Raw genomic sequence first — 24,933 nt, 5'->3', positions numbered from 1 at the left:
TCACCACTCCTGGCGGCGCGCGAGTTCGGCGAGCACCGCCTCGACGCAGCGTTCGACCAGAGCCGCCTCTTTCTCCTCCTCGTCGCCTTCGTCGCAGTCGCAATCGACGAGGTCGAGCACCGAGCGCGGCCCGCTCTCTTCCTCCTGCTCGCCGGGGTCTTCGGCGACACGCATCTGGATGGCGATCTGGCGGATCTCCAGCGGCATCACGCGGCCTGCGGGAAATTCTGGCGCTGGAAGAACTGGTAGCTGAGCTCGACCGTCTCGATCAGCACGTCGTTGCCCATCGCATTGAGCGGCGTGTGCTCCCAGCGCAGCGGATAGGCGCCGAATATATTCCACGCGATCAGCGGCTGCTTCTTCTCGTTGATCAGCTTGATGCCGATCGTCTTCGCGCCGCCGCCCTGTCGGACGAGTCCCGCCGAGAGCGCACGCGACACCCAGCCGCCGAACGCCGATGCCTGCGTCACCACGCCGCGCTTGAGCAGCAGGTTCGAATATTTGGTCCGCACCGGCAGACGGTGGACGAAGCGGTTTTGCCCGCCCTCGACCAAATCCTCGGTCTCGAACTGCACTTCGAGCCCCGATACCTCCTGAAAGCTGGTGTCGCTTTCCGCGCCGTCGATATCGACGCGGAAAGCGAATACCGGCGGCGGCACATAGATGCCGTCGGTGCGCAGCGGCCGCTCGCGCGGGTCGGCGGCAGCCTTGGCGGCAGGGGCGCCGGCCGGCGGCATCAGGCGGCCTTCACCGCCAGCGTCTCATAGGCGATCTCGAGCGTCTCGATCGCGACTTCGCTGGCGTCGGACTTGAGATCGGTCGCCTGCATCTTGACCGGGAAGGCGTTGGTCAGCGTCCAGGTCATCATCGGCGATGCCTTTTCGTTGAGCAGGTTGATGATCACCGTGCGGCGCTTGATGATGTTGAGCTGGGTCTCGTTGAACCACGCCCAGAAGATCGAGTCCTTGGTGAACACCCCTTCTTGAGCGTGACGTTGCCGACGCTGCGCAGCCCCGGCATCTTGATCGGCGCGAACACCGCGCTGTCTCCGTGGCGATATTCGATCGCCTTCGTTTCGCTCTCGAGCCCGCTGATCTCGGAAAAGCCCTGCGTCTTGCCGTCGCCGAGATCGATGTTGAAATAGAATTTGGGAAGCGGCCAGACTTCGTCCTGTGCACTGCCGTCAGCCATGATCTGCTCCTGTCAGAAAAGGGATAGGGATAAGCGGGCCTCAGGCGCCGCCGAGCATCTGCTGCTTGAAGGTGAGTTCGATGAACTCGGCCGGGTGGACCATCTGCAGGGTCACCTGCACGCGCATCACGCCGTTGAGCACGTCGTCGGGCGTCATCGTGCTGCCGAGCCCGGCGACGACATTGTACGCCTGCCCGGGGCTGTTCCCCATCAAGCCGCCCGAGGCCCAGAGGCCGTGGAGGAAGCTCTCGATCATCGAGACCACGGTGACCCAAGTCTGGGCGGTGTTGGGGCGGAAGACCATCGCGTCCAGGGCCTGCTTCACCGATTGCTCGACATAGATCATCGTCCGCCGCACCTGGATGTAGCGCCAGTCGTTCGACAGGCTGTCGAGCGTGCGCGCGCCCCAGATCAGGCTGCCGCGGCCCTGGAAGGTGCGGATCGCGTTGACCGCGAGGCCCTGGACCGGGACGTTGAGATCGTCCTGGTCGTCGCCGGCGATCGGCAGCTTGGGCATCACCATCGTCGCGATGCCGACATTGGCGGGGGCATTCCACACGCCGCGCGATGCATCGTTGGTCGCCCAGACGCCGGCGATCGCGCCGCTGGTCGGCAGGACGCCCTGCGTTGCGGCCACTGCGGCGAGCAGGTTTTGGAAGCCGGGCACGGTGGCGGTCAGCGCCGAGGTGAGCTGCTTGTGGGTGATGCCGGTCGCCACCGAATTGGCGTCGGCAGGCTTGGGCAGCACCGCCAACGACGTGCCGATCTTCTGGACGTAGCTGGCATAGATCGTCTGGCCCTTGGCGTTCAGCGCAGTGAGCGCCGTTGGGGTCGGCGTGGGGGTGGGCCCCGGCGTGGGCCTCGGAGTCGGAGTCGGAGTTGGAGCGGGGCTCGGCGCGGGTGCCGGCGGCGGGGCCGGATAGGCTGCGCTCAGCACGCCGAGCAACGCCGCCTGCAGCGTCGTCTTGTTGGTGCCGTCGGTGTCGAAGTTGGAGATGTCGATCTCGCTCGGCGATACCACCGACGTCACCAGCGGCGGGAAATAGGCCACGCCGAAACGCCACATCTCGGGGGGCACCTGCGAGGCCACGCCGCTGCGGAAATCGGCGATCGCCGGCTTCCAGTCGTCGCGCGGCTGGAGCGTGTTCGCGCCCCAGATGTCGAGCAAGGCGATGCGGTCGCCGGTCTTGGCGCAGCTGCGCAGCATGCGGGCGGTGACGTTGGCGAACTGGTTCTTGTCGGCGAGCTGGATCGCATCGGGGATCGCGACCATCGTTGGCCCGACAAAGCTCTCGCACACACCCAGCGCGTCCTCGAAATCGTCGGCGGAGATGGGCGTGGGATTGCCGCCGGTCTCGAACGCGCCGCACGAGATCACGTAGCAGGGGCCGCCGCCATTGGCGTAGAACAGCCGCATGCTGTTGTAGAGGTTGAACACGGTCTTGCCGACCTGCATCAGCGCAAAGGACGTATTGCCGTCGAGCGAGACATTGCCCCAGTTCATGTCGGGAGAGGTCGTCGCCGCGTCGTCGTCCGCCGCGGCTTCGGCATCGGCTGCCGCGAGATAATATTTCTGCGAATAGCCGCGGCCATAGAATTGGACGAACTCGGCCATGGATTCGATGCGCTTGGGGATCAGCGTCAGCGCGCGCTTGTCGGTGTCGGTCGCCTGTTGGGTATAGCCGATGAAGCAGGGGACCGCAGTGTCCACCCCGACGATCGAGGGCGGGAAGCTGTCGGGTTCCTGGATGTAGACGCCCGGTGTCTTGTACTGGGTAGCCATCGCGTATCTCCCGTTTTGGGGGCTTTCAGACGAACACGTAGATGTCGGACCAGGCCGGCGGCGGCTGACCGCTGCGTGGGGTCGCGGCTGGGATGACGCTGTCGGTCGCGGGACCGGGAAGCCGGTCGACCAGGATGCGCGGATAGCTGCGCCCGCCCAGCGGCTTCCCGGTCAGCGCGAGCTGCGCCTCGGGGCTGGCGAGGATCGCGCGCGGAACGTCGCTGGTCAGGCACGCGGCGGGGCGTCCGTCGGGGAGGAGATGGGGTGCGTCGTCGAGACGGAAGCCGGCATCGCTGCCGTCGGGCGCGACTACGCTCAGGCTGGCGGAGTCGAGCGTGCCGCTGCGCGCTGCGACGAAATAGCGCCACCGGGTCTGCCGCGCGGCGAACTGGATCGCGTAGGTCACCGGGCGGAAGAAATCGGGCTTGCCCGATCGCGGCGTTTTCGGTGCCCGATCGACCGGCATCCCGTCCCAGCCCTCGAACGGCGCGGGATCGACGCGGGTGAAGTGGAGATCGAGCAGCGCCAGCGCCTGCGACTGCCGCTCGACCTGCATGCGCTCCTGCGCGGCCGGGCCCTGTTTGGCGGGATCGAGCGGCGGTTCCTTCCCGTCCTTTTCCGGCGGGGGCGGCACGCTGGTGCCCACGCCTTCCATCCCGCGGGTGTCGACGATGCTCGGCCGGTCGAGCAATGTGCTCCAGTCGATCGTCAGCGCCGCGGTGCCGACCGTGCCCGGCACATTGGAGCGGCTCGACAGGCGCAGAGGCGGATCGCCGATCCGGTGGTCGGTCGGCATTTCGGTGAACACTGCGAAGCGCGGATTGGCGACGTGCAGCGCGAACAGCAGAGGTGGTTCGTAGAGCCGCGCCCAGACGTCCGGCGGCACCTGGCCGAAGCGCCTCTGCAATTTGGCGAAGATGTCGTTCGCCTGCGCCTTGACTGCGGTATCCCAGAACAGGTCGATCCCGTCGGCGCGGCGCCGGACGACATAGCCGTACAGCGCCAGCCGCTCGAGCGTGCGGCGTGTCGGCTCGACGGCGATATCGGTGCAGACGCCGTCGCTGCGATTGTAGAATTGGTGGCGGATATCGATCGAGATGCAGCGATCGTAGCGCCCGGCCAGCGCGGCGCGCGGCGGCAGCGGCGTCGGCCCGGGCGGTGGCTGCAGCGCAGTGAGCGGCAGGCTCCGCAGCGCCTGGTCGAGGAACGAGTCGAAGATCGTCGTCATCGGCTCATTCCCTGGGCTGGAGCAGGGGTGGGGGTGCCTGTTGCACCGCCGGCGCCACCGATGTGATCGCCGCGCCGGCAAAGGGCAGGCGGCGCAGACGATAGAGCACGAAGGGTTGCCCCTTCAGCCCGGTATACGTGGCGAGATGGCTGACCTGCCCCAGATCGAGGCTGACCAGTTCGATCGCCAGATTGCCCATCCGGCTGCCGATCTCCGGCGAACTCGCGGCATCGAATACCGGATATTCCTGGAGATATTCGATGACGCGTGAGAGGATCGCGAGCCCCGCCACATAGCTCGCCTCGACGAAGCACGACGTGAACAGCACATAAGCGTCGATGAATTGCGGCGCGCTCGAGATCGCATAATTGTCGCCGCCGCTCGCGCGGACCGGCTGGTATGATCCGAGGCTGGTGTCGTGCTGGAGCGCCGCGAGCGACATTACGATCCGCCCGGCGAGGTCGGGCTGCACCGCGCCGTCGAGCCCGGTCAGATTGGTCAGCCGGATCCACTCCTCGTCGCGCGCCTGCGTCGCCTGCAGCGCGGATTCGATCCGGTTGCGGACGGACAACAGAACATCGTTGATCATGACCATGGGCCAAGATCTTCCCCCTCGAGGTGCCACGCGGAACGGATGACGCCGCTGCGCCTGCACGGGCGCGGCTGGATTCGATGCGACTTGAACCCGAGCCTATCGGGGCCGGGCGCGCTGGCAACAGACGACGCATCCGAAATGCTTGTCCGATACGGAGGCATGCGCGCGGCGGGGTGCGCTGTTGTAACCGTTTACGAGGCGCCCCGGCATCGCCTAACAGGCATCAGCCGTGGCCGAAAGCGCGGCGGGGAGAGGCGATGACCGATACCGTGCGCGGCCCCGTGCCGATCAAGTCCGTCACCATCGTCGGCGGCGGCACCGCCGGCTGGATGACTGCGGCGATGCTCTCGCATCTATTCCGCGGCTACGAGATCCGGCTGATCGAATCCGACGAGATCGGCATCATCGGCGTCGGCGAGGCGACCATCCCGGCGATCCGCGACTATATGGCGCTCGCGGGAATCGATCTCGTCGAGATGATCCGCGCCACCCAGGCGACGTTCAAGCTCGGCATCGACTTCGTCAACTGGCGCACCGGCGACGACCGCTATTTCCACGGCTTCGGACGGATCGGCCAGGATTTCATGTGGCTGCACCCGCATCAGCTCTGGCTCAAGCTCAAGGCCAGCGGCAAACCCGTCGGCCATTTCGACGATTATGCGCTCAATTGCCGCGCGGGGATGGCGAACAAATTCTGCTTTCCCGATCCGCGAAACCCCACGTCGCCGATCTCGGGCATCGACTATGCCTATCATTTCGATGCCTCGCTGCTGGCGAAGTTCCTGCGCGTGCGCGCCGTGGGCAAGGGCGTCACTCGGATCGAGGGCCGGATCGTCGATGTGAAGCTCGACGGCGAGAGCGGGCATGTCGACCATGTCGTGCTGGCGGACGGCCGCACGGTCGATGGCGACCTGTTCGTCGATTGCTCGGGAATGCGCGGGCTGCTGATCGGGCAGGCGCTGGGCGTCGGTTACGAGGACTGGAGCCAATGGCTGCTCAACGATCGCGCGCTCGCGGTGCCGTGCGAGAGCGTGTCGCCGTTGACGCCCTATACGCGGGTGACGGCGCGCGATCATGGCTGGCAATGGCGCATCCCGCTCCAGCACCGGATCGGCAACGGCCATGTGTTCGCAAGCAGCCAGATCTCCGACGACGAGGCCGCATCGGTGCTGCTCGCCAATCTCGACGGCAAGCCGCTCGCCGATCCGCGCCCGGTCGCCTTCCGTCCGGGCAAGCGCCACAAGGCCTGGGAGAAGAACGTCGTCGCGATCGGCCTGTCCTCGGGCTTCCTCGAGCCGCTCGAATCGACCAGCATCCATCTGATCCAAACCGGCATCACCAAGCTGGTGGCGCTGTTCCCGCACCAGGGCTTCGCCGCGCCGGACGTGGCCGAATATAATCGCCAGCACGATTTCGAGTTCACCGACGTGCGCGACTTCATCGTCGCGCACTATAAGGTCACCGAACGCGAGGACACGGAGTATTGGCGCTACCTCAGGCACATGGCGGTGCCCGACAGCCTCACCGAACGGCTGGAATTGTTCGCCTCCTCGGGCCGCTTCTTCCGCCGCGCGGCGCAGGAGCTGTTCCGTGAGGAGAGCTGGGTGCAGGTGTTGCTGGGGCAGGGACTGAAAGTCGCGCATGACCCGATGGTCGAGATGATCCCGGAGGCCACGGTCGCCGATTTCATGCGCGACACCGCGGAGGTGATCGCCGACGTCGCCAACGCAATGCCCGATCACGCGGCCTTCATTGCCCGCCATTGCCAGGCGCCGCCGCTGACTGTTGCAGGATAGGCACAGCTCGTCGCGGTTGAACCAAGGTCGGACGACGGCGTTGTTGACAGATGGCGCGAAAGCGTTTTGACATCGTTGTCGGAGATCGAGAAGCCGTCTAAACGGACATGTAACCGGTTACAATGAGGGTTAGGGGAGAATGTTGTGAGGGATTCCAAACAGATCCGCTTGAGTGTCGCACGTGGGATTTCCGCCGCCGCACTCGCTGCGGCGCTGGCGATCGGGTCGCCCGCGTCCGCACAGACCACTTCCACGCTGCAAGGCCATGTCGAAGGTGCCGCGGCCGGCGCGACGGTCACGGTCACCGATACCGTTACGGGCCGCAAGGTCACCGCGACGATCAATGCCGAGGGCAATTACGTCATCGTCGGCCTGCGCCCGAGCACCTATCAGGTGCAGCTATCGACCGGCGGCGAGGCGGAGACAGTGACTCTCCCCGTCGGCCAGACGGTGACCTATGATCTCGGCAGTTCCGCCGACACGGCGGGCACCGGCAGCGAGATCGTCGTCACCGGCACGCGCGATCGCACCGAGACGCGCACCGCCACGGTTTCGACCAATGTCAGCCAGCAGCAGATCGAGAATCTCCCGCAGAACGAGCGCAACTTCCTCAACTTCGCCGCGCTCGCGCCCGGCGTTTCGGTGTCGCCGACCTCGGGCGCGCGTCGCGTGCAGGCCGGTGCCGTCAGCTCGGACAACACCAACGTCTTCATCGACGGGTTGAGCCTCAAGAACCCGATCAATCATGGCGGCGTGGCCGGGCAGAATTTCTCGCGCGGCAATCCCTTCCCGCAATCGGCGGTGCAGGAGTTCAAGGTCGATACCCAGAACTTCAAGGCCGAATATGAGCAGGCCGGATCGGCGATCATCACTGCCGTCACCAAGACCGGCGGCACCGAATTCCACGGCGGCGCGTTCGGCGAGTGGCAGCCCAAGGCGTTCATCGGCCAGCCTTATTTCGAGCGCAATCGCGAAAAGCCCGACTATAGCCGCTGGCAGTATGGCGCCGATCTCGGCGGTCCGATCATCAAGGACAAGCTGCACTTCTTCGCGGCTTTCGAGGGCACCAGCCAGAAGCTCCCTTCGGCGGCGATCAATCTGGGGCCGAACCCCGGCGACGCCGTTCCGCAGTTCCTCAAGGACCAGTATAACGGCGTCTATGCGCAGAGCTTCGAGCAGCGCCTCTATTTCGGCAAGCTGAGCCTGTTCGCTACCGATCGCGATACGATCAACGCCAGCGTGTTCGTCCGCAAGGAAGACAATCTCGCCGATTACGGCGGCGCCTCGGTGCCCGAGCACGGCCGCCGGCTGCTCAGCAACATCAACGTGTATCAGGCCGAGTGGAACCATCGCGGCGACAATTGGCTGAACGAGCTCACGGTTGCTTACAACACCGTGTCGAACGGCACGCCGCGCGAGAGCGACGATCCCGAGATCATCATCAACTACCGTCCCGACATCAACAGTGGCGAGGCGGTGCTGCTCGGCGGCAACAGCTTCATCCAGAACGACGATCAGGAAACCTGGACGTTCAAGAACAACGTCACTTTCTTCGGTGGCGCGCACACGATCAAGGCCGGCGCCAAGCTGACGCTCAACACCTATGAGCGGCTCGAGGACAGCCGCAACAACGGCAGCTATTATTACAACGCTGCCACCTTCACCGATCCCGCGGTGCAGGTCCCGCTGGCCGCGCGTATCTCGACCGTGCCCGTCGAGGCGGCGACCGCCAAGAACACCCAGATCGGCCTGTTCGTCCAGGACGACTGGTCGCCCGACGATCATTGGACGATCAATGCCGGCCTTCGCTGGGATTTCGAAACCAACGCCAAGAACGAGAATTTCGTCACTCCAGAGAAGATCGCCACGGCGCTTCGCAATTATCCGGGATGGAAGGCGGCGGGGATCGATCCTGAAGATTACATCTCGACGGGTGACAATCGGAAACCGTTCTGGGGCGCGATCCAGCCGCGTCTCGGCATCAGCTACGACGTCAACGGCGATCGTGACCTGATCTTTTTCGCCGGCGCCGGGCGCTATTATGACCGCCCGCTGTTCATCACCTCGGGCATCGAGACGATCAAGAGCTATTACCAGTCGGTCAGCACATTGTCCTTCTGCCAGGGCACCGGCTACCCGGCGCCGCCGCAGGGCTGCACCAACTGGAGCGACAGCTACCGCGATCCGGATGCGCTGCGCGCGGCCGCGATCGCGCAGGGCAATGGCGGCGACGTATGGCTGCTCAACAACGACACCAAACTGCCCTTTTCGGATCAGTTCAGCCTCGGCGTACGCAAGCGCTTCGGCGCGGTGCAGACCTCGCTCACCTTCGCGCACATCCGCAGCCACAACATCTTCCAGTTCGTCCGCGGCAACCGCTTCGAGAACGGCTGGTACACACGCATCGTGAACCGCGATGCGAACGGAAACGTCACCGGCTGTTCCGACGGCGGCGGCCTCTGGGTCCAGGACAATATCGCGGGTTCATTGACCAACCGCGATGGAACGCCCGTTCCAACCAGCATCTGCGCCGCCCAGAACGGCCAGCTCGCGGGCTTCAACGGCAAGCTCAATATCGGCCAGAACGACGGCAAGGCGGTCTACAACGCGATCTACCTGACCGTGGACAAGCCCTATTCGAAGGAATCGGGCTGGGGCTTCACGCTCTCCGGCACCTATCAGCGCGCCCGGACGAACGTGGGCACCGAGCTCGGCTCGGACGAGTTCTTCGCGGGTCCCGACGTCACGCAGTTCGGCTGGCAGAATGTCCAGGGCGTCGATCAGTATCGCCTCGTCATGACGGGGATGGTCAATCTGCCCCTCGACGTGCTGTTCTCGGCGACGGGCACCTTCGCCTCCGGCCCGGCTTATGGCTTTGCCGGCTGTCCGCCGGCGGCGATCACGCCTCCCAGCCCGACCCCCGACGGCGTCGGCTGCATCGCGAACCTCGGCGGCGTGCGTTTTCCGCCGAACGAGTTCGCTTATGCCAATGTCGATCTGCGGCTGACGAAGACCTTCCGCCTGCCCTGGGGGCACGATCTCCAGATCAAGGGCGAGGTGTTCAACGTCTTCGACTCGATCAACCGCAACTATTCCGGCTGGGGCGCCGGGAACAATCCAGTCACTTGGGAAGAGAACGGCACGGTCGGCAACGCCCGCAGCTTCCAGGTCGGCGCAAGCTACCGCTTCTAAGTCCCCCTTTGAAGCGAACCACTCGGGGAGGGAGACATTCCTCCCCCGATTTTTGTAATCAGGTCAGATGAAGCCCGAACTTCGCCGCTTCGGAACCAGCCAGAGCCCGGTCGTGGTGATCGACGGCTTCTCCGGCGACGCGCGGGCAGTGGTCGAGACCGCCGCTGCGCTCGCGCCGTTCCCGTCGAGCGTGGGCACTTATTATCCCGGCCTCCGCCGCATCCTGTCCGAGCGTGATCTGGATGCCTGGCATTATGTCGAGACCCTGTTGCACGCCGTGGCGCCGTTTCTCGGTGGGGCTTTCGATTTCGTTCGCTTCGATTTGCTCGAGGCGAGCTTCTCGATGGTCACTGCGCCGCCCGAAACGCTGACTCCGGCGCAGCGTGCGCCGCATTTCGACTCCGCCGATCCCGATTATGTCGCGATCCTGCACTATCTCGCCGATACGCCGGGCACCGCCTTCTACCGCCAGCGCTCGACCGGGATCGAGGCGGTCACCGAAGCCAATCGCGAAGCCTTCATCGCCGCCGCGCGCCGCGAGAGCATGTCGCTCATCGGCTATACCAACGGCTCCAACGGCCATTTCGAGCAGATCGGCATGGTCGAGGGCAATATGGATCGGCTGGCGATCTATCAGGGGCGGCTGCTCCATTCCGGGCTGATCCCGGAGGGCATGGACTTCAGCGCCGATCCGCGCCGCGGCCGGCTCACCGCCAATCTGTTCATCAAGGGATATCGCGCATGATCCGCGCCGTGCTCAGCCTCGTGACCCTGCTGGCCGCGTGCACTGCCGCCGCCCAGCCTGCGAAGCGGACCTATATCAATCCGCTCGACCTGGATTACCGCTACAATTTCGAGCAATTGAACGAAGGCATCTCGTACCGTACCGGCGCCGACCCCGCGATCGTGCGGCACAAGGGCGCCTATTACCTGTTCCAGACGTTGGCCGACGGCTATTGGCGCTCGGGCAATCTGATCGACTGGACCTTCGTCACGCCCAGCCGCTGGCCGTTCCAGTCGATCGTCGCGCCTGCGGTCTGGTCCGATGGCGAGCGCTTGGTGATCCTGCAATCGACGATGGAGCCGACCTCGATCCTCTCCACCACCGATCCCGACAGCGGCAAGCTCGACTTCTTCGTCCGGCGCATGCCCCGGCTGCCCGGGCAGGTCCGCCCGGGCGAGGAGGAGAAGATCAAGCCGGGCGAGATCCCGCCCGGCCCATGGGATCCCGCTCTGTTCAAGGACGATGACGGCAGATGGTACATCTACTGGAACTCGTCGAACGTCTTCCCGCTCTACGCGATGGAGATCGAATTCCGGGACGGGCGGCTGATCTACAAGGGGCAGGCGCAGCCGATGCTGGCGCTGCATCCCGATCGACATGGCTGGGAACGCTTCGGCCAGGACCATTCGGGGACGCTGCCCGACGGCACGCCCATCAAGCCCTTCATGGAGGGCGCGTGGATGACCAAGGTCAAGGGCCGCTATTACCTCCAGTACGGCGCGCCCGGCACCGAATATAACGCCTATGCGAACGGCACCTATGTGTCGGACAGTCCGCTCGGGCCGTTCGAATATGCGCCGTATAATCCGGTCGCGTACAAGCCCGGCGGATTCGTGCAGGGTGCCGGCCACGGCTCGACCTTCGAGGATGTGCACGGCAATTGGTGGAACACCGGCACGCCGTGGCTGGGCTATAATTGGGCGTTCGAGCGCCGCATCGGCATGTGGCCGGCCGCGTTCGAGGCTGATGGCCAGATGCGCGTCTCCACGCGCTTCGGCGATTTCCCGCAATTCGTGCCGACCGGCAAGATCGGCGATCCCGACAGCCTGTTCACCGGCTGGATGCTGCTTTCCTACCGCAAGCCGGCAAGCGCCTCGACCACGATGGGAGAGTTCGCGGCGGACCGCGTCACCGACGAGAATCCGCGCACCTTCTGGGTCGCGGGCGCCAACAAGGCGGGAGAGACGCTGACGGTCGATCTCGGCGCGGTGAAGACGCTGCGCGCCGTGCAGGTCAATTTCGCCGACTACAAATCGAACCGCTTTGCCGACGCACCGGACGTCTATACCGAGTTCGCGCTGCAATCCTCGGCGGACGGGCGGAGCTGGTCGCCGCTCGCCCGGACCGAAGCGCCGCGCCGTGACCGGCCCAACGCCTATTTCGAGCTGCCCGCGCCGGTGAAGGCGCGTTATGTGCGCTATGTCCACGGCCATGTCGGCGCCGCCAACCTTGCGATCAGCGACATCCGCATCTTCGGCTCCGCCGGCGGCAAGCCCCTGCAATACCCGCCGGCGTCACTGCGAAACGGGGCGCCGACGAACGCAATGCCCGGGTGACGTGGAAGCCGGTCGAGGGCGCGGTCGGCTACAACGTCCTGTGGGGAATCCGCCCCGATCGCCTGACGCTCACCTATCAGCGCTGGGCCGATCAGGGGGACAGCCTCGAGCTGCGCGCGCTCAATGTCGGGCAGGCTTATTGGGTCGCAATCGAGGCGTTCGACGAGAACGGTGTGTCGAAGCGCTCCAGGTCGGTGCGGGTCCCCTAGCGCGACCGTTTGACGAGGCGGCGGACTCGCCTAGAAGCGACATCGTGCCGGCTCTCCTCGAAATCTGCGTCGACGATTCCGCCGGGCTCCGCGCGGCCGTTGCCGGCGGCGCCGACCGGATCGAATTATGCTCCGCGCTCGAGCTCGGCGGCCTCACGCCCTCGGCCGCATTGGTGGAACAGGCGGTGCAGACCGGCTGTCCGATCCACATGATGATCCGCCCCCGCGCGGGCGGGTTCGTGCTCGCTGAAGGCGAGGCGGCGTTGATGATCGAGGAGATCCGCCTCGCGGTCGCGCGCGGCGTCGCCGGCGTGGTGGTCGGCGCGCTCCGGCCCGATGGCGGGCTCGACCGTGAGGCGCTGGCGCGCTTCCGCGATGCCGCGCAGGGCGCGACGCTTGTCCTGCACCGCGCGATCGACCTGGTTCCAGACCCGGTCGCGGCCGTGCGTGAAGCCGCGGCGCTCGGCTATGACAATATCCTGAGCTCGGGCGGCGCCCCGACCGCGATCCTGGGCATGCCGGTGCTCGCCGCGATGGTCGCCGAGGCCGGCCAGCGCCTGTCGATCATCGCCGGATCTGGCGTCACGCCCGCCAATGTTGCGCGCCTCGTCGCCGAGACAGGCGTGGATGAGGTGCACGGATCGGCGAGCGCGCCGGGGCCCGAACCCGATGCCGCCACGCTGCGGCTCGGCTTCGCCAGCGGCCCGCGCCGCCACACCGACAGGATGATCGTGGCGCAGTTGCGCGCCGCGCTCGCAGAGGGAAAGCATGAACGAAGCCATCTCACGACGCGGCGCGCTGGGTCTCGGCGCCGCCGCCACTTTGGCGGCGAGCGCCACCAAGGCGGCGCCGGCCGATCCGGTCGCGGTCGTCTCCACCTGGGATTTCGGCAAGGCCGCCAATGAGGCTGCGCTCGCGCGCTTCAAGGCCGGTGGCTCCGCGCTCGATGCGGTCGAGGCCGGTGCCCGCGTGCCCGAAGCCGATCCGACCAATCATTCAGTGGGCTATGGCGGCTATCCCGACCGCGACGGTCACGTCACGCTCGACGCGATCATCATGGACGAGGACGGCCGCGTGGGGGCCGTCGCCGCACTCGAGGACGTCGTTCACGCGATTTCGGTCGCGCGGCTGGTGATGGAAAAGACGCCGCACACCCTGCTCGTCGGCGAAGGCGCCACCCGTTTCGCGCTCGCTCAGGGCATGCAGCGGACCAAATTGCTGACGCCCGAGGCCGAGCAGGCGTGGCGCGAATGGCTCAAGACCGCGCATTACCAGCCCGTCGCCAATATCGAGAACCGCTTGCCCGGACCGCCGGGTTCGAGCCTCAACCACGACACGATCGGCATCCTCGCGCGCGGCCTAGACGGCCATCTCGCGGCCGCCTGCACCACGTCGGGCATGGCCTTCAAGATGCGCGGCCGCGTCGGCGATTCGCCGCAGGCGGGGAGTGGCCTGTTTCTCGAGAAGGGCGTCGGCGCCGCCGCCTCCACCGGTGTCGGCGAGGAAGTGACACGCATCGCCGGTACCGCGCGGGTGATCGCCTCGATGCGAGCCGGGCTTTCGCCGCAAAAGGCGTGCGAGGAAGCAGTGAAGCACATCGTCCGGCTGCGCGGTGAAGCGATCAAGGGGATGCAGGTCGGCTTCCTCGCGCTCGGCCATGACGGCCGGGTCGGCGCCTATGCGCTGCTCCCCGGCTTCACTTATGCCGTGACGCGTCATTCGGGCGCGGCGGAGGTGCTGCCCTCGGCCAGCCTGTTCGCGCAGCCGGGCTAGGTTTAGCGACATTCAAGCGGCTCTTCTCCTCTCCTGATGAGAGAGGAATGAATGTCGATGGAGCCTAACCCAGCCAGCCGCCCTTGAACCCGGCCAGCGTGAGCCCGCGGCGGATCGCCGGTTCCTCACGCATGTACCGCCAGACGAAGTCGTTCCGGTAGTTGGCGGCCTGGAGCAGGATCGGTCCCTGATCGATGCCCAGATGGTCGCGCGCGTACCAGCCGTGCGCCGGATCGACTGTCCCGGTCTCCAGCCGAGCATCGACGTACCGGAAGCTCGGGTTGAACAGATCGACGAACCCGTATTTCCCATAGAGCCGGTCGCCATGCTCGCGGCGCAGCGCTTGGGCACAGGGAATGACGATCTCGGGCGCGAAGGGAGGCTACCCAGAGCCGCTGTCGGCGCCAGCGTGCCGTCGTCGCGCTCGTCGGGCTGGCCCAGCGGACCGCGTGCCGAATAGCCGAAGAATTCGCGCGTCTCGCTTTTGAACGGCAGCTTGTAATTGCCCGGCCCGTCGCATGCGGTGAGGCCCCATATGTCTTTCGACCAGCCGTCCCAGTGCCTCGGATTGGCGGTGCAATAAGCGCGGTTGGCAAAAGTCGAGCGTCGGCTGTTCTCGAAATAATCGAGCCCGGCTTCGCGTATCGGCGCGTCCTGGATGCCGCGATAGTCGATCCAGATCTGGCTGTACTGGTGGCCGAACAGCGGCGCGAAGGCGAGGTGGCGCGTCGGTCCCTCGCCGCGCCAGCAGCGCGCGTAATTCGCGGTCCACGCCTCCCAGCTGTCCGCCGGCAGCGGGTGCTCGGGCGCGCCGAGCCCGAGCACATAGACGAACATGCCTTCATTATAGCCGACCCAGCTTGCCGGGATCAGGCCGCGCTCGGGATGCCAGCCCATCGACACCGGCTTGCGCCCGTCCGAACGGAAGAAGTTCCAGTCGGCGCGCGCGTAGATCGCCAAAGCGAGCTTGCGGATCTCGGCCTCGGCGGGATCATCGCGGTCATAATAGCGTCCCGCGAACAGCACCCCCATCAGCAGGAGGGTGGTGTCGACGCTGGAAAGCTCGACATCGCGGAAGCGTTCGCCGGTCTCCATGTCGATAAAATGGTAGAAGAAGCCCTTGTGCCCGGTCTTGCCGGTCGGTTCAGGTCCCTGCGGCGCGTTCCAGAAGAAGCGCAGCGTGGTCAATGTCAGGTCGCGTGCCTCCGCGCGGGTGCACCAGCCGCGCTCGACGCCGATCGGATAGGCGGTCAGCCCGAAGCCGACCGAGGCGATCGAGCAGAAGCTCGGCGTCGGCCAGCGATCCGGTACCAGCCCGTTCTTGCGGTTCACATTGTCCCAGAAGCAGCGGAACGTGCGCTCCTCGATATCCTCGTAAAAGGCCGGGAGGCTGTTCCCCGCAAGCGCGCCGTCCGGCCGGGCCACGGGCGTGCAGGCGGGGAGGGCGCCCGCGGTCGCGAGCAGCGAGGAACGGGTAAGCAGCGCGCGTCTGTCGATCATGTTCGTCCTTCTACCCCAAAAGACGGGAGGCGACGCACGAGGCGCCGCCTCCCAGGAGGGGTGTTGTGAAACCGGTTACAAGGCGGGCACGCCAAAGGCCCATTGCGCCCCGCGGCGCCCACGCGAAAAGGGAGATGCGCTCAGCCATGTGCGGATACGCCGGCGCGTGCGACGGTGGTGGCGCGCGCGATGAGGTGGGGTTCGTGCAGTTCGATGGGAGCACCCGGGCCCTTGCCTTCGAGCATGTCGATCAGCCGCGAGACCGCGCGCGCGCCGATCTCGGCGATGCGCACCTCGATCGTGGTGAGCGCGAGATAGCGCGCCAGCGGCACGTCGTCGAAGCCGGCGACGGCGATATCCTCGGGCACGCGCTTGCCGGCCTGGCGCAGCGTGTGGAGACAGCCGATCGCCATCATGTCGTTGGCGGCGAACACCGCGTCGCACGGCGCGTCGCTCTCGAGGATGTCACGCGCCGCGGCTTCGCCGGTCTCCTCGTTGAAGTCGCCCGTGATGATCCGCACCGGCATGTCGGGCGCCAACTCGGCCAGTGCGTCGCGGAATCCCTGCAGCCGCTCGCGCGCATCGACATTGCCCTCCGGCCCGGCGATGTGGACGATGTGGCGATAGCCGTTGGCGAGCAGGTGCCGCACCATCGCCTCGGCGCCCGCGCGATTGTCGAGCCGCAGCGAGGGCCGCGACGTGACTTCGCCCGGCGCATTGATCAGCACCGCGGGCAGCGCCGCCGGCAGCGCGCGCTCCAGCGATTCCAGCGTGATGTGCGGTGCCATCACCAGCAGTCCGTCGACGCGCCCGCGCATCGCGCGCAGCGCCACCGCGGCCTGCTCGCTGTCGTCATGCATGTTGGAGAGCAGCAGCAGATAGCCGCGCCGGCGCGCCTCGCGGTCCATGCCGCGCACGCATTCGGAGAAGAATTCGCCGTGCAGGTCGGGCAGCACCACGCCGATCGCGCGGGTGCGCGCCAGGCTCAGGCTCCGTGCGCCGGCATGAGGGACGTATCCCAACTCCTTGGCGGCGGCCACGATCCGCTCGCGCGTTTCACCGCGGACATTGTTGAGGCCGTTCAGGGCGCGCGACACGGACGCGACCGAAACCTCGGCGCGGCGTGCGACATCGCGGATCGTGGCCTCGCCCATTTTGCTCCTGCTTCCGGTCTCACGCATGTCCCCTACGTTTCAGACCGCGAGGGCGATTGCAATCCTCGCCCGTCAGGAGCTATGTAACCGGTTACGGGACACCGCAACAAGCATAAAAGTTGCGTGGGTGGTGCCCGTGAGTCGCTTGCCGCGCCGGGTTGGGGCGCGGCCATCCGGGAGAGGAACGAAATGCTCGACACCAAGATTTCGCGACGCGCGGCGCTGCTGGGTGCAGGCGCGGTCGCGGCTTGGGTCTCCAGCCCGGCCCGCGCGCTGCTTCAGGCTGCGGCGGCGCTGCCGGTGCCCGCCTTCGTCGACGGGCTGATCGCGAAGATGACCCTGGCCGAGAAAGCCGGCCAGCTCACGTTGATGCCCAGCGCTTGGGGCGGCGGCGTCGCGACGCAGCTCAATCCGCCGACCAACGGTCCCGGCTTCGAGCAGCAGCTCGAAGAAGTCCGCCAGATGCAGCTCACCGGCGTGTTCAACGGCAACGGTGCCGAGATGGCGCGCCGCATGCAGACCGTGGCGATGAAGGAATCGCGGCTCAAGATCCCCTTGCTCTTCGCCGCCGACGTGATCCACGGCCATCGCACGATCTTCCCGGTGCCGGTAGGGGAGGCCGCGAGCTTCGAGCCGGATCTCGCCGAGCGCACCGCGCGCATGGCCTCCTATGAAGGCGCCGCCTCGGGCCTCGACTGGACCTTCGCGCCGATGGTCGACATCGCACGCGACCAGCGCTGGGGCCGTACGATGGAAGGCGCCGGCGAGGACGTGCATCTCGGCATCCTGATGTCCGAGGCACGCGTCCGCGGCTTCCAGCGCCCCGATCTCAGGGCGATCGATTCGATGATGGCCTGCGCCAAGCACTTCGCGGCCTATGGCGCCGCGGAGGCGGGGCTCGACTACAACACCGTCGACCTCTCCGAGCGCACGCTGCGTGAGATCTATTTCCCGCCGTTCCGCGCCGCGGTGAATGCCGGGGTGCTGTCGTTCATGGCGTCGTTCAACGAGATTTCGGGCATCCCCTCCACCGGCAACGAATGGCTGATGCGCGATGTCCTGCGCGGCGAATGGGGTTTCGAGGGCTTCGTCGTCTCCGATTACACGGGCGACATGGAGATGATCGACCACGGCTTCGCCAAGGATTCGCGCGAGGCCGCCAAGCTCGCCTTCCTCGCCGGCGTCGACATGAGCATGACCAGCGGCTTCTACCGGAAGCACCTTCCCGAGCTGGTCGAGGCCGGCGAAGTGCCGCAGGCGCGGCTCGACGAGTCGGTGCGGAAGGTCCTCGCGATCAAGGCCGCGCTCGGGCTGTTCGACGATCCCTTCCGCCGCATCGACCTGAAGCGCGAAAAGGCGCGCTCGCGCACCAGGGCCGCTATCGCGCTATCTCGTGAGGCAGGGCGCAAGTCGATCGTCCTGCTCAAGAACGAAGGCGACCTGCTGCCTTTGCCCAAATCGGGCAAGAAGATCGCGATCATCGGCCCGTTCGCCTCGGGCAAGCATGACCTCAACGGGCCCTGGGTGGTCTATGGCGGCCAGGAGTACGCCGTCGATCTCGCCGAGGGCGTACGCGCCGCGGTCGTCGACAGGAGCAGCGTCACCGTCACTGCCGGCTCAGGTGTCGAGGAAGCGCTTCCCGGCGGCATCGACGCCGCCGTCGCCGCTGCGCGTGCCGCGGACGTGGTCCTGCTTGCGATCGGCGAGAGCGAGAACATGTCGGGCGAGGCGCAGTCGCGTCCCGAGATCGTCGTGCCCGCGCCGCAACAGGCGCTCGCCGAGGCAGTCGCCGCGGTCGGCAAACCGGTGGTAATCGTCCTCAAGAACGGCCGCGCGCTCGCGCTGCAGGGCGCGGTCGCCGATGCGCCGGCGATCCTCGTGACCTGGTTCCTCGGCACCGAGAGCGGCAACGCCACTGCCGATGTGTTGTTCGGCGACTACAGCCCCTCGGGCCGCCTGCCGAGCAGCTTCCCGCGCTCGCCGGGGCAGCAGCCTTATTATTATGCGCACAAGCCCACCGGCCGACCCAATCCGTCGGACGACAAGCTCGAGCCCTACAAGGCGCATTATCGCGGCATTCCGAACAAGGCGCTCTATCCGTTCGGCCACGGCCTGACCTATGGCCGGATCGAATATTCGGGTCTGCAGGTGGCGCCGACGCTGGCATGGGACGGCGAGCTGACTGTCAGCGCGACGATCAGCAACCGGGGCACGCGGGCGGCGGAAGAGGTCGTGCAGCTCTACATCCACGATCGTGCGGCGAGCATCACCCGTCCGGTCCGCGAATTGAAGGCCTTCCGCAAGATCAAGCTCGCCCCCGGCGCGTCGGAAACAGTGACCTTCAAGCTCAACCGCGCGCTGCTGCTATTCTACGGCCGCGACGACAAGCCGACCGTCGAGCCGGGGACGTTCGACGTCTGGATCGCCCCGTCCGCCGAGGCCGAAGGCGTTCGCGGCACGTTCGAGCTGGTAAAGGGTTAAGCTACCCCTCTCCCGTCGGGAGAGGGTTGTGCAGACTTGGGTCGCGCACTTCTTCGCGGCCCTAGTCGGAGCTGGGTGAGGGGATCACCCTATCGGGGGCAGGACATCCTCACCTAGCTCCGCTAGGCAGCAAGCTGCCAAGCTGCGCTACCTCTCCCACAGGGAGAGGAACAAGTTTTCACCGCTCCAACCCCTTCACGATCCGCGCATGTGCGCCCTTGCCCAGCGGGTTGAGCAGCATCAGCCCGCATGACACCGCCAGCGCCCCCAGCGGCACCAGTGCGATCGTCCACCGCATCGCGGCCAGCGTCGCCGCGCTCTGCTGCACGTTCGCCACATAGCCCGCGCTGTCGAACCCGAGCCCGAGGATCGCCGTGGCCAGCCCGATTGCCACGCGCTGGAGCAATGCCGCCGCTCCGAATACAGCGCCTTCCACGCGCAGTCCGGTCGCCTGCTCGCCATATTCGATCGTGTTGGGCAGCATCGCCCAGAAGGCGAAATGCAGCCCGACGATCAGCGCCTGCATGCCGACGAGGAACAGCTGCATCGCCACCGGCGTGTCGATATGCACCGCGGCGAACAGCGTCAGCCCGGCCATGCATGCGATAGCCGCGACGAACCACAAGGCGCGTGTCCCCAGCCAGCGCTGGAGCAGCATCCACGCCGGCACCGCCACTGCGCTCACCACACCCATCCACGCCAATGCGCTCTGCCCGGCATCGTTGCTGCCGAGGAAATATTTGAAATAATAGAGCACTGATTTGTTGAGCACGGTCACTGCGACGATCATTGCCATCATTGCGAGGTTGAGCGTCACGAACGCCCGGTTGGCGAGCAGGCTCGCCACGCTCACGCGCACCGAGGGCGGTGCAGGGGCGGCGGGCACCACATCCTCGCGATAGGTCGCCCCCACCAGCATCAGGATCGCAGTCCCCAGCACTGCAAACAGCACCGCCGCCCACAAATAGCTCTGCGCCGCCACCGGGCCGCCACCGAGCCACATTCCGATCGGCACCGTCCCGCGTGCCACGACCACCCAGGCCAGCGTCCCGAACAGCATTCGTGCGCCCGCGACGAACGCCCGATCCCGGCTGTCGACGCTGATCCGTGCGCCCATCGCCAGATAGGGCACGTTCAATGCGGCATAAGCGGTGCGGAACAGCAGATGCCCGATCACCACCAGCGCCAGCCCTGCGGCACCGGTTCCCAGCGGCGCATAGGTCAGGATACAGGCCAGGCCGAGCGGCACGCTGCCCAGGATCAGCACGCGGCCATAGCCCCGTTTCGGCTGGTGCCGGTCGGTCACTGCGCCCGCGATGAAATTGGCGATCCCGTCCCAGATCGACGCCGCGGTGTAGATCGCCGCCGCGGTCGTCATCGGCAGTCCCAGCGCGTCCGTATAGTAGAACAGCAGGAAGAGCATGATGCTCTGCCAGTAGAGATTGAACGCGAAGTCCCCGAAGGCGAACAGGACGAGGCGCGCCTTCATGGGGAGGGGCTTCAAAATCTTTCTCCGTCATGCCGGACTCGCTCCGGCATTCACTGCTCCACACCGGAAAGGTTGGCGCCGCCGTCGCATGTCCGTCTGCCGCGATCGTGCGTAGCGATCAAGCGTCGCGGGCTTTCCCAAGGTGGGTCCGCGCGTGTACCCAACACGCATGAAGACCATCGCCGATCCGGCCAACAGCCTGTCCCGCGGCCTCGCCGCGATCCGCACGCGCTTCCAAGTGCCGGAGGGCTTCCCGCCCGCGGTGCTCGCCGCCGCCGAAGCCGCCGCACGCCGTGCCCCGACCGAGCATGTCGACCGCACGGCCCGTCATTTCGTCACGCTCGATCCGGCCAGCGCGACCGATCTCGACCAGGCCTTCGCGATCGAGCCCAGCGGCGCCGACCTGCTGCTTCACTACGCCATCGCCGACGTGGCGTGGTTCGTCGCCGACGGCGACCCGCTCGACGTCGAGGCATGGCATCGCGGCACCACGCTCTATCTGCCCGATGGAAAGGCCGGCCTCTATCCATCGATCCTCAGCGAAGGCGCGGCCAGCCTGTTGCCCGAGGGCCCACGGCCCGCGGTGATCTTCACCGTTCGCGTCGCGTCCGACGGCACGGTGCGTCTCGACGGTGCCGAGCGCGCCATCATCCGCAGCAATGCCAAGCTCGCTTATGACAGCGTCCGCGACGCCGATCTGCCGGCCGGTTTCGCGGAACTCACCTCCCGTCTCCAGCACGCCGAGGCTCGTCGCGGCGCCGCCCGCGTCGATCCGCCTGAGCAGGAAGTCGCCGCGCGCGAGAACGGCGGCTTCGAACTGGTGTTCCGCCCACGCCTCGTCTCCGAGGAGCGCAATGCGGCGCTATCGCTCGCGGCGAACATGGCGATCGCGGACCTGCTCTCCGCGCACAAGACCGGCCTGTTTCGCGTGATGGCCGAGCCCGACGACGCTGCCGTCGCGCGCCTCCGCCAGACCGCTATCGCCTTCGGACTGAACTGGCCGCGCATGGCGCCGCTCGCGCAGTTCGAGGCGACGCTCGACGGCGCCGATCCGAAACAGGCGGCCTTCATGCTCGCGGTCCGCCGGGCAGGGCAGGGCGCCTCCTATCAACCTTTCCAGCCCGGAATCGTCCCGTGGCATGCGGCGGTTGCCGCGACCTACGCCCATGCCACCGCGCCGCTCCGCCGCCTTGCCGATCGCTACGTTATTCGCGCCACGCTCGCCGTCGCCAACGGCCAGGCGGTGCCGGCGGAAGTGACCGAGGCGTTCGGGAAGCTGCCGGCGGTGATGGCGCGTGCGGGCGCGATCGGCGGGCAGATCGACCGCGCCGTGATCGACCTGGCCGAGGCAGTGATGCTGCAGGGCAAGGAAGGGCAGATTTTCGCGGCAGTGGTCACCGACGCGGACGATCACGGCGCGCGGATTCAGTTGCGCGATCTCCCCATAGTCGCGCGGCTGGCGATGCCCGGCGCGGAGCCCGGCGACGCGATTTCCGTGAAGCTGATTGGGGCCGATCCTGGGCGCCAGCGGATCACGTTCGAGCTGACCGCTTGATGGATGCCGCGCGAGGCGGCCGCTGCGTCAACGGGGAACAAGTGCACGCCGAAGTTGACACTTGATGCCCCAATCGTCCCCCGGCCGCGGCTTCATCGTCCTCTATGCGCTCGCTTATGCGGGGCTGTACGCAAGCTTCATTCCGTTCGTCTCCGTATTGCTTCCGCTGAAGGTGACTGCGGTAGCCGACCCCGAACACCGCGTCGCGCTGCTCAGCGCCGCGGCCCTGGGCGGCGCGGCGGTGGCGAGCGTGGCCAATCTCGTCTTCGGCGCGCTCAGCGACCGGACCTATCGCCGCCTCGGCACCCGCCGGCCGTGGATCCTCGCCGGGCTTGGCCTGCTGATCCTCGCTTATGGCCTGTTCCACTGGAGCGGCGACGGCGCGTCGATGCTGGCCGCAGTGGCCCTGTTGCAAATCGCTATCAACATGATGTTCGCCCCGGTCGGCGCGATCATGGCCGACGAGGTGCCCGACGCCCAGAAGGGACTGGTCGCCGGGCTGATGGGCGCCGCGCACCCTTTTCCTCGCTCGTCGCGGTCGGCGTGACGCTCCGCGGGCTCGGCCCGGAAGGCGTGCGCTACGCGCTGCTCTGCGCAGTGATCGCAATACTCGTTCTGCCGCTATTGCTATTCATTCGCGAGCGCCGCGACCCGCTTCCCGAGCCGCCGCCCGCACTGCGCGTCCGCCGCCGCGCCGATTTCGCGCGCATCTGGATCGCGCGCATGCTCGTCCAGATCGCCGGCAACGGACTCGGCACCTTCGGCCTGTTCTACTTCCTTGCCGTGCTGGGCGAGAAGATCCCGGACAAGAGCAGGGCGGAAGCGGCGAGCGAAAGCGTCGCGGCGATCTTCGCCGGCGTCACCATCGTGGCGTTGTTGCTCACGATCGCCGCGGGCCGCCTCTCGGACCGGATGATGCGCCGGAAGCCGTTCCTCGCGGTGTCGGCGGTGACGATGGCGGCGGGGCTGGCGATCATGGCCGCGGCGTCGAGCTGGCCGGTGGCGACGCTCGGCTTCGGCGTCGCGATAGCGGGCATGTCGGTGTTCCTCGCGATGCAATCGGCGCTGGCGATGCAATTGCTGCCCTCGCCGGCGCATCGCGGCCGCGATCTCGGCATCCTCAACCTCACCAACACGCTGCCGGCGATGGTCGCGCCCCTGCTCGCACTGGCGCTCAGCCCCGATCGGGCCGGATACGGGCCGTGGCTGCTCGTCCTCGCGGCCGGCGTGCTGGCAGGCGGTGCGGCGGCGATGACGATCAGGACGCAGAACTGAGCGCGCGGCCCTTTTCGGACAGGCTCCGGAAAGTGATCGACCAGCGTGGCACGTCCATCGGGGCGAGGCTGTGCTCCCAATCATGCCGCACCTCGCCCGAGAGATGATAGACCGAGCGGGGGCTGACCGGCGCGGCGAAGCGATCGAACCCGCCGGCGCGTCGCCGCCGGAACCGCATCACCGCTGGATTGCCCAGCGACACGCCGACGACATGCTCGAATACCGGCCGATCCCTGTGCCAGCCGATCCCGGCGCCCGGATCGTAGCGGATCAGCAGTGCGTGGGCGAAGTCCCCGGCCCGGAGCCCGGCAAAGTCCGCCGCCTTCTCGCGCAGCGGGAGCAGCCATTCGGGCAGTGGCGTGCCCATGGTGAAGGCCCCATGATCGAAGTCGTAGCGCCAGCCGAAGCTGGTCGTCAGGCGCTTGCCCAGCCAGCCCTGAAACCGGAACGGGCTCAACTCCGCGGCATCCACGGCGGCGATCAGCAGCGCTTCCTCGTCCGGCGTGACGAGGTCTTCCGCATAAGCGAAACCGGACAGCAAAGGGGCGCCGAACAGATCGGCTGCGGGAAGGGGCATTATAACATCCGTCTCAAGCCCGATTCGGCCCGGTCGAGGCCGGGCGGCAGAGCTTCAGTTCAGGCTTCAAAACCAAACAGATTTTCCGATTGCAGTTAACGCAACGACCGGCGCAACGACGTTTCTTGTCGAAATCCGTTCCGAATCCGATCGATAGCGGTTGCAACGAACATCTTCCGGGCTTAGCGGTGCGCGCCGTGAAAGACCAAATGATTGCTGAGATTGACCGCGCGTCCCTGTTCCTCAAGGCGCTGTCGGGTCGGAGTCGCCTGTTGCTGTTGTGCCATTTGTGGGACGGCGAGAAGTCCGTCGGCGAGCTGGCGAGGCTCACCGGCGCACGCGATACTGCCGTTTCGCAGCAGCTCGCTTTGCTTCGCCGCGAAGGCATGGTCAACGCGCGCCGCGCCGGCCAGATGATCTTCTATTCGCTGGCGAGCGCGGAGGCGAAGCGCATGCTCGAATCGCTTCACGACCTGTTTTGCGCCGAGCCCCTCGCCAGGGCGGCCGAGTAGAGCCGCTCGACATTCTCGTGCCGGCTCTGAGTCGGAGCTGCGGCCACCAAGCGATGTGCGCGCCATCCAGGGCTCCGGCCTTCGCCGGAGCACTAGGTCGTATCGATATTCAACCTAAAACTCCCTCTCCCCTTGATAGGGGAGAGGATAGCGAAGCTTGGCGCTTTAGCGCCTAGCGTAGCTTGGAGAGGGTAGAGCGGAGCGTAGCTCCGCGCGGCCGCTTTGCGGCCGCACCCCTCACCCAGCTCCGACTAAGGCCGCGCAGAAGTGCGCGACCCAAGTC

At 66.7% G+C, this 24,933-nt stretch carries 21 protein-coding genes and 1 pseudogene; 12 read left to right on the top strand and 10 right to left on the bottom strand.

Annotated elements, in window-relative coordinates:
• From PIB19_RS09625 to PIB19_RS09600, 6 genes and pseudogenes are all read right to left on the bottom strand, one after another.
• Positions 1–207: a DUF5908 family protein gene (locus PIB19_RS09625; protein ID WP_271240628.1), complete on the bottom strand. Its 207-nt coding sequence runs from the start codon at positions 205–207 to the stop codon at positions 1–3.
• A complete protein-coding gene (locus PIB19_RS09620; RefSeq protein ID WP_271240627.1) occupies positions 207–737 on the bottom strand; it encodes a phage tail protein in 531 nt (176 codons plus the stop codon). Before PIB19_RS09620 ends, PIB19_RS09625 begins: the two co-directional genes overlap by 1 nt.
• Positions 737–1,191, bottom strand: a pseudogene (locus PIB19_RS09615) (phage tail protein). The gene PIB19_RS09620 and the pseudogene PIB19_RS09615 overlap by 1 nt, the downstream one beginning before the upstream one ends.
• 40 nt (positions 1,192–1,231) lie before the next feature.
• Positions 1,232–2,974: a phage tail sheath family protein gene (locus tag PIB19_RS09610; RefSeq protein ID WP_271240626.1), complete on the bottom strand. Its 1,743-nt coding sequence runs from the start codon at positions 2,972–2,974 to the stop codon at positions 1,232–1,234.
• Positions 2,975–2,999: 25 nt separating this feature from the next.
• Positions 3,000–4,202: a hypothetical protein gene (locus PIB19_RS09605; RefSeq protein ID WP_271240625.1), complete on the bottom strand. Its 1,203-nt coding sequence runs from the start codon at positions 4,200–4,202 to the stop codon at positions 3,000–3,002.
• Between the two features lie 4 nt (positions 4,203–4,206).
• Positions 4,207–4,791, bottom strand: coding sequence for a Pvc16 family protein (locus PIB19_RS09600; protein WP_271240624.1), 585 nt, complete (start codon positions 4,789–4,791; stop codon positions 4,207–4,209).
• Positions 4,792–5,054: 263 nt separating this feature from the next.
• Here PIB19_RS09600 and PIB19_RS09595 point away from each other — a divergent pair, with 263 nt between their 5' ends.
• The 7 genes from PIB19_RS09595 to PIB19_RS09565 all read left to right on the top strand — a co-directional run bounded on the left by PIB19_RS09595 (position 5,055) and on the right by PIB19_RS09565 (position 14,107).
• On the top strand, positions 5,055–6,593 hold the full coding sequence (locus tag PIB19_RS09595; protein ID WP_271240623.1) for a tryptophan halogenase family protein: 1,539 nt from the start codon (positions 5,055–5,057) through the stop codon (positions 6,591–6,593).
• Between the two features lie 168 nt (positions 6,594–6,761).
• Positions 6,762–9,785: a TonB-dependent receptor gene (locus PIB19_RS09590; protein WP_271240622.1), complete on the top strand. Its 3,024-nt coding sequence runs from the start codon at positions 6,762–6,764 to the stop codon at positions 9,783–9,785.
• A gap of 67 nt (positions 9,786–9,852) precedes the next feature.
• Positions 9,853–10,530: a DUF6445 family protein gene (locus PIB19_RS09585; protein ID WP_271240621.1), complete on the top strand. Its 678-nt coding sequence runs from the start codon at positions 9,853–9,855 to the stop codon at positions 10,528–10,530.
• On the top strand, positions 10,527–12,125 hold the full coding sequence (locus PIB19_RS09580; protein WP_271240620.1) for a family 43 glycosylhydrolase: 1,599 nt from the start codon (positions 10,527–10,529) through the stop codon (positions 12,123–12,125). The genes PIB19_RS09585 and PIB19_RS09580 overlap by 4 nt, the downstream gene beginning before the upstream one ends.
• The gene (locus PIB19_RS09575) at positions 12,122–12,334 is read left to right on the top strand and encodes a hypothetical protein (RefSeq protein WP_271240619.1); all 213 of its coding nucleotides are present in this window, start codon (positions 12,122–12,124) and stop codon (positions 12,332–12,334) included. Before PIB19_RS09580 ends, PIB19_RS09575 begins: the two co-directional genes overlap by 4 nt.
• Before the next feature lie 44 nt (positions 12,335–12,378).
• Positions 12,379–13,239, top strand: coding sequence for a copper homeostasis protein CutC (locus PIB19_RS09570; RefSeq protein ID WP_271240618.1), 861 nt, complete (start codon positions 12,379–12,381; stop codon positions 13,237–13,239).
• Positions 13,157–14,107 carry a N(4)-(beta-N-acetylglucosaminyl)-L-asparaginase gene (locus PIB19_RS09565; RefSeq protein WP_271240951.1) on the top strand — a complete coding sequence of 317 codons (951 nt, stop codon included), beginning with the start codon at positions 13,157–13,159 and terminating at the stop codon, positions 14,105–14,107. Before PIB19_RS09570 ends, PIB19_RS09565 begins: the two co-directional genes overlap by 83 nt.
• A gap of 12 nt (positions 14,108–14,119) precedes the next feature.
• Here the strand turns inward: PIB19_RS09565 and PIB19_RS23625 are convergent, their stop codons facing one another.
• Positions 14,120–15,607 carry a glucoamylase family protein gene (locus PIB19_RS23625; RefSeq protein WP_443018723.1) on the bottom strand — a complete coding sequence of 496 codons (1,488 nt, stop codon included), beginning with the start codon at positions 15,605–15,607 and terminating at the stop codon, positions 14,120–14,122.
• Between the two features lie 140 nt (positions 15,608–15,747).
• The gene (locus PIB19_RS09555) at positions 15,748–16,761 is read right to left on the bottom strand and encodes a LacI family DNA-binding transcriptional regulator (protein WP_271240617.1); all 1,014 of its coding nucleotides are present in this window, start codon (positions 16,759–16,761) and stop codon (positions 15,748–15,750) included.
• 189 nt (positions 16,762–16,950) lie between these two features.
• On the opposite strand from PIB19_RS09555, the gene PIB19_RS09550 reads away from it, so the two are divergent.
• The gene (locus PIB19_RS09550; protein WP_271240616.1) at positions 16,951–19,242 is read left to right on the top strand and encodes a glycoside hydrolase family 3 N-terminal domain-containing protein; all 2,292 of its coding nucleotides are present in this window, start codon (positions 16,951–16,953) and stop codon (positions 19,240–19,242) included.
• 178 nt (positions 19,243–19,420) lie between these two features.
• On the opposite strand, the gene PIB19_RS09545 is transcribed toward PIB19_RS09550, so the two are convergent.
• A complete protein-coding gene (locus PIB19_RS09545; protein ID WP_271240615.1) occupies positions 19,421–20,746 on the bottom strand; it encodes an MFS transporter in 1,326 nt (441 codons plus the stop codon).
• Positions 20,747–20,900: 154 nt separating this feature from the next.
• Between PIB19_RS09545 and PIB19_RS09540 the strand changes: the two genes are divergently transcribed.
• The 3 genes from PIB19_RS09540 to PIB19_RS09530 all read left to right on the top strand — a co-directional run bounded on the left by PIB19_RS09540 (position 20,901) and on the right by PIB19_RS09530 (position 23,561).
• Positions 20,901–22,286, top strand: a complete 1,386-nt coding sequence (locus tag PIB19_RS09540; RefSeq protein WP_271240614.1) for an RNB domain-containing ribonuclease — start codon at positions 20,901–20,903, stop codon at positions 22,284–22,286.
• Between the two features lie 64 nt (positions 22,287–22,350).
• Positions 22,351–22,833, top strand: coding sequence for an MFS transporter (locus PIB19_RS09535; protein WP_271240613.1), 483 nt, complete (start codon positions 22,351–22,353; stop codon positions 22,831–22,833).
• On the top strand, positions 22,830–23,561 hold the full coding sequence (locus tag PIB19_RS09530; protein ID WP_271240612.1) for an MFS transporter: 732 nt from the start codon (positions 22,830–22,832) through the stop codon (positions 23,559–23,561). The genes PIB19_RS09535 and PIB19_RS09530 overlap by 4 nt, the downstream gene beginning before the upstream one ends.
• Here the strand turns inward: PIB19_RS09530 and PIB19_RS09525 are convergent.
• Entirely contained in the window at positions 23,545–24,138 is a 594-nt protein-coding gene (locus tag PIB19_RS09525) for an alpha-ketoglutarate-dependent dioxygenase AlkB (protein WP_271240611.1), read from the bottom strand. The two genes, PIB19_RS09530 and PIB19_RS09525, sit on opposite strands and share 17 nt — an antisense overlap.
• Before the next feature lie 125 nt (positions 24,139–24,263).
• Between PIB19_RS09525 and PIB19_RS09520 the strand changes: the two genes are divergently transcribed.
• The gene (locus PIB19_RS09520) at positions 24,264–24,650 is read left to right on the top strand and encodes an ArsR/SmtB family transcription factor (RefSeq protein ID WP_271240610.1); all 387 of its coding nucleotides are present in this window, start codon (positions 24,264–24,266) and stop codon (positions 24,648–24,650) included.
• The last annotated feature ends 283 nt before the right edge of the window (positions 24,651–24,933 follow it).

The sequence above is a fragment of the Sphingomonas sp. 7/4-4 genome (assembly GCF_027941955.1).
Lineage (GTDB): Bacteria > Pseudomonadota > Alphaproteobacteria > Sphingomonadales > Sphingomonadaceae > Sphingomonas.
Note: the sequence above shows the minus strand (reverse complement) of the source record. Positions and strands in the feature narration are given on the sequence as shown.

Excerpts from the sequence above, each read along its gene's own strand:
- PIB19_RS09620 (WP_271240627.1), bottom strand. The coding sequence starts at position 737 with ATGCCGCCGGCCGGCGCCCCTGCCGCCAAGGCTGCCGCCGACCCGCGC.
- PIB19_RS09540 (WP_271240614.1), top strand. The coding sequence starts at position 20,901 with ATGAAGACCATCGCCGATCCGGCCAACAGCCTGTCCCGCGGCCTCGCC.
- PIB19_RS09605 (WP_271240625.1), bottom strand. The coding sequence starts at position 4,202 with ATGACGACGATCTTCGACTCGTTCCTCGACCAGGCGCTGCGGAGCCTG.
- PIB19_RS09595 (WP_271240623.1), top strand. The coding sequence starts at position 5,055 with ATGACCGATACCGTGCGCGGCCCCGTGCCGATCAAGTCCGTCACCATC.
- PIB19_RS09625 (WP_271240628.1), bottom strand. The coding sequence starts at position 207 with ATGCCGCTGGAGATCCGCCAGATCGCCATCCAGATGCGTGTCGCCGAA.
- PIB19_RS09555 (WP_271240617.1), bottom strand. The coding sequence starts at position 16,761 with ATGGGCGAGGCCACGATCCGCGATGTCGCACGCCGCGCCGAGGTTTCG.
- PIB19_RS09550 (WP_271240616.1), top strand. The coding sequence starts at position 16,951 with ATGCTCGACACCAAGATTTCGCGACGCGCGGCGCTGCTGGGTGCAGGC.
- PIB19_RS09610 (WP_271240626.1), bottom strand. The coding sequence starts at position 2,974 with ATGGCTACCCAGTACAAGACACCGGGCGTCTACATCCAGGAACCCGAC.
- PIB19_RS09535 (WP_271240613.1), top strand. The coding sequence starts at position 22,351 with ATGCCCCAATCGTCCCCCGGCCGCGGCTTCATCGTCCTCTATGCGCTC.
- PIB19_RS09600 (WP_271240624.1), bottom strand. The coding sequence starts at position 4,791 with ATGATCAACGATGTTCTGTTGTCCGTCCGCAACCGGATCGAATCCGCG.
- PIB19_RS09580 (WP_271240620.1), top strand. The coding sequence starts at position 10,527 with ATGATCCGCGCCGTGCTCAGCCTCGTGACCCTGCTGGCCGCGTGCACT.
- PIB19_RS09585 (WP_271240621.1), top strand. The coding sequence starts at position 9,853 with ATGAAGCCCGAACTTCGCCGCTTCGGAACCAGCCAGAGCCCGGTCGTG.
- PIB19_RS23625 (WP_443018723.1), bottom strand. The coding sequence starts at position 15,607 with ATGATCGACAGACGCGCGCTGCTTACCCGTTCCTCGCTGCTCGCGACC.
- PIB19_RS09525 (WP_271240611.1), bottom strand. The coding sequence starts at position 24,138 with ATGCCCCTTCCCGCAGCCGATCTGTTCGGCGCCCCTTTGCTGTCCGGT.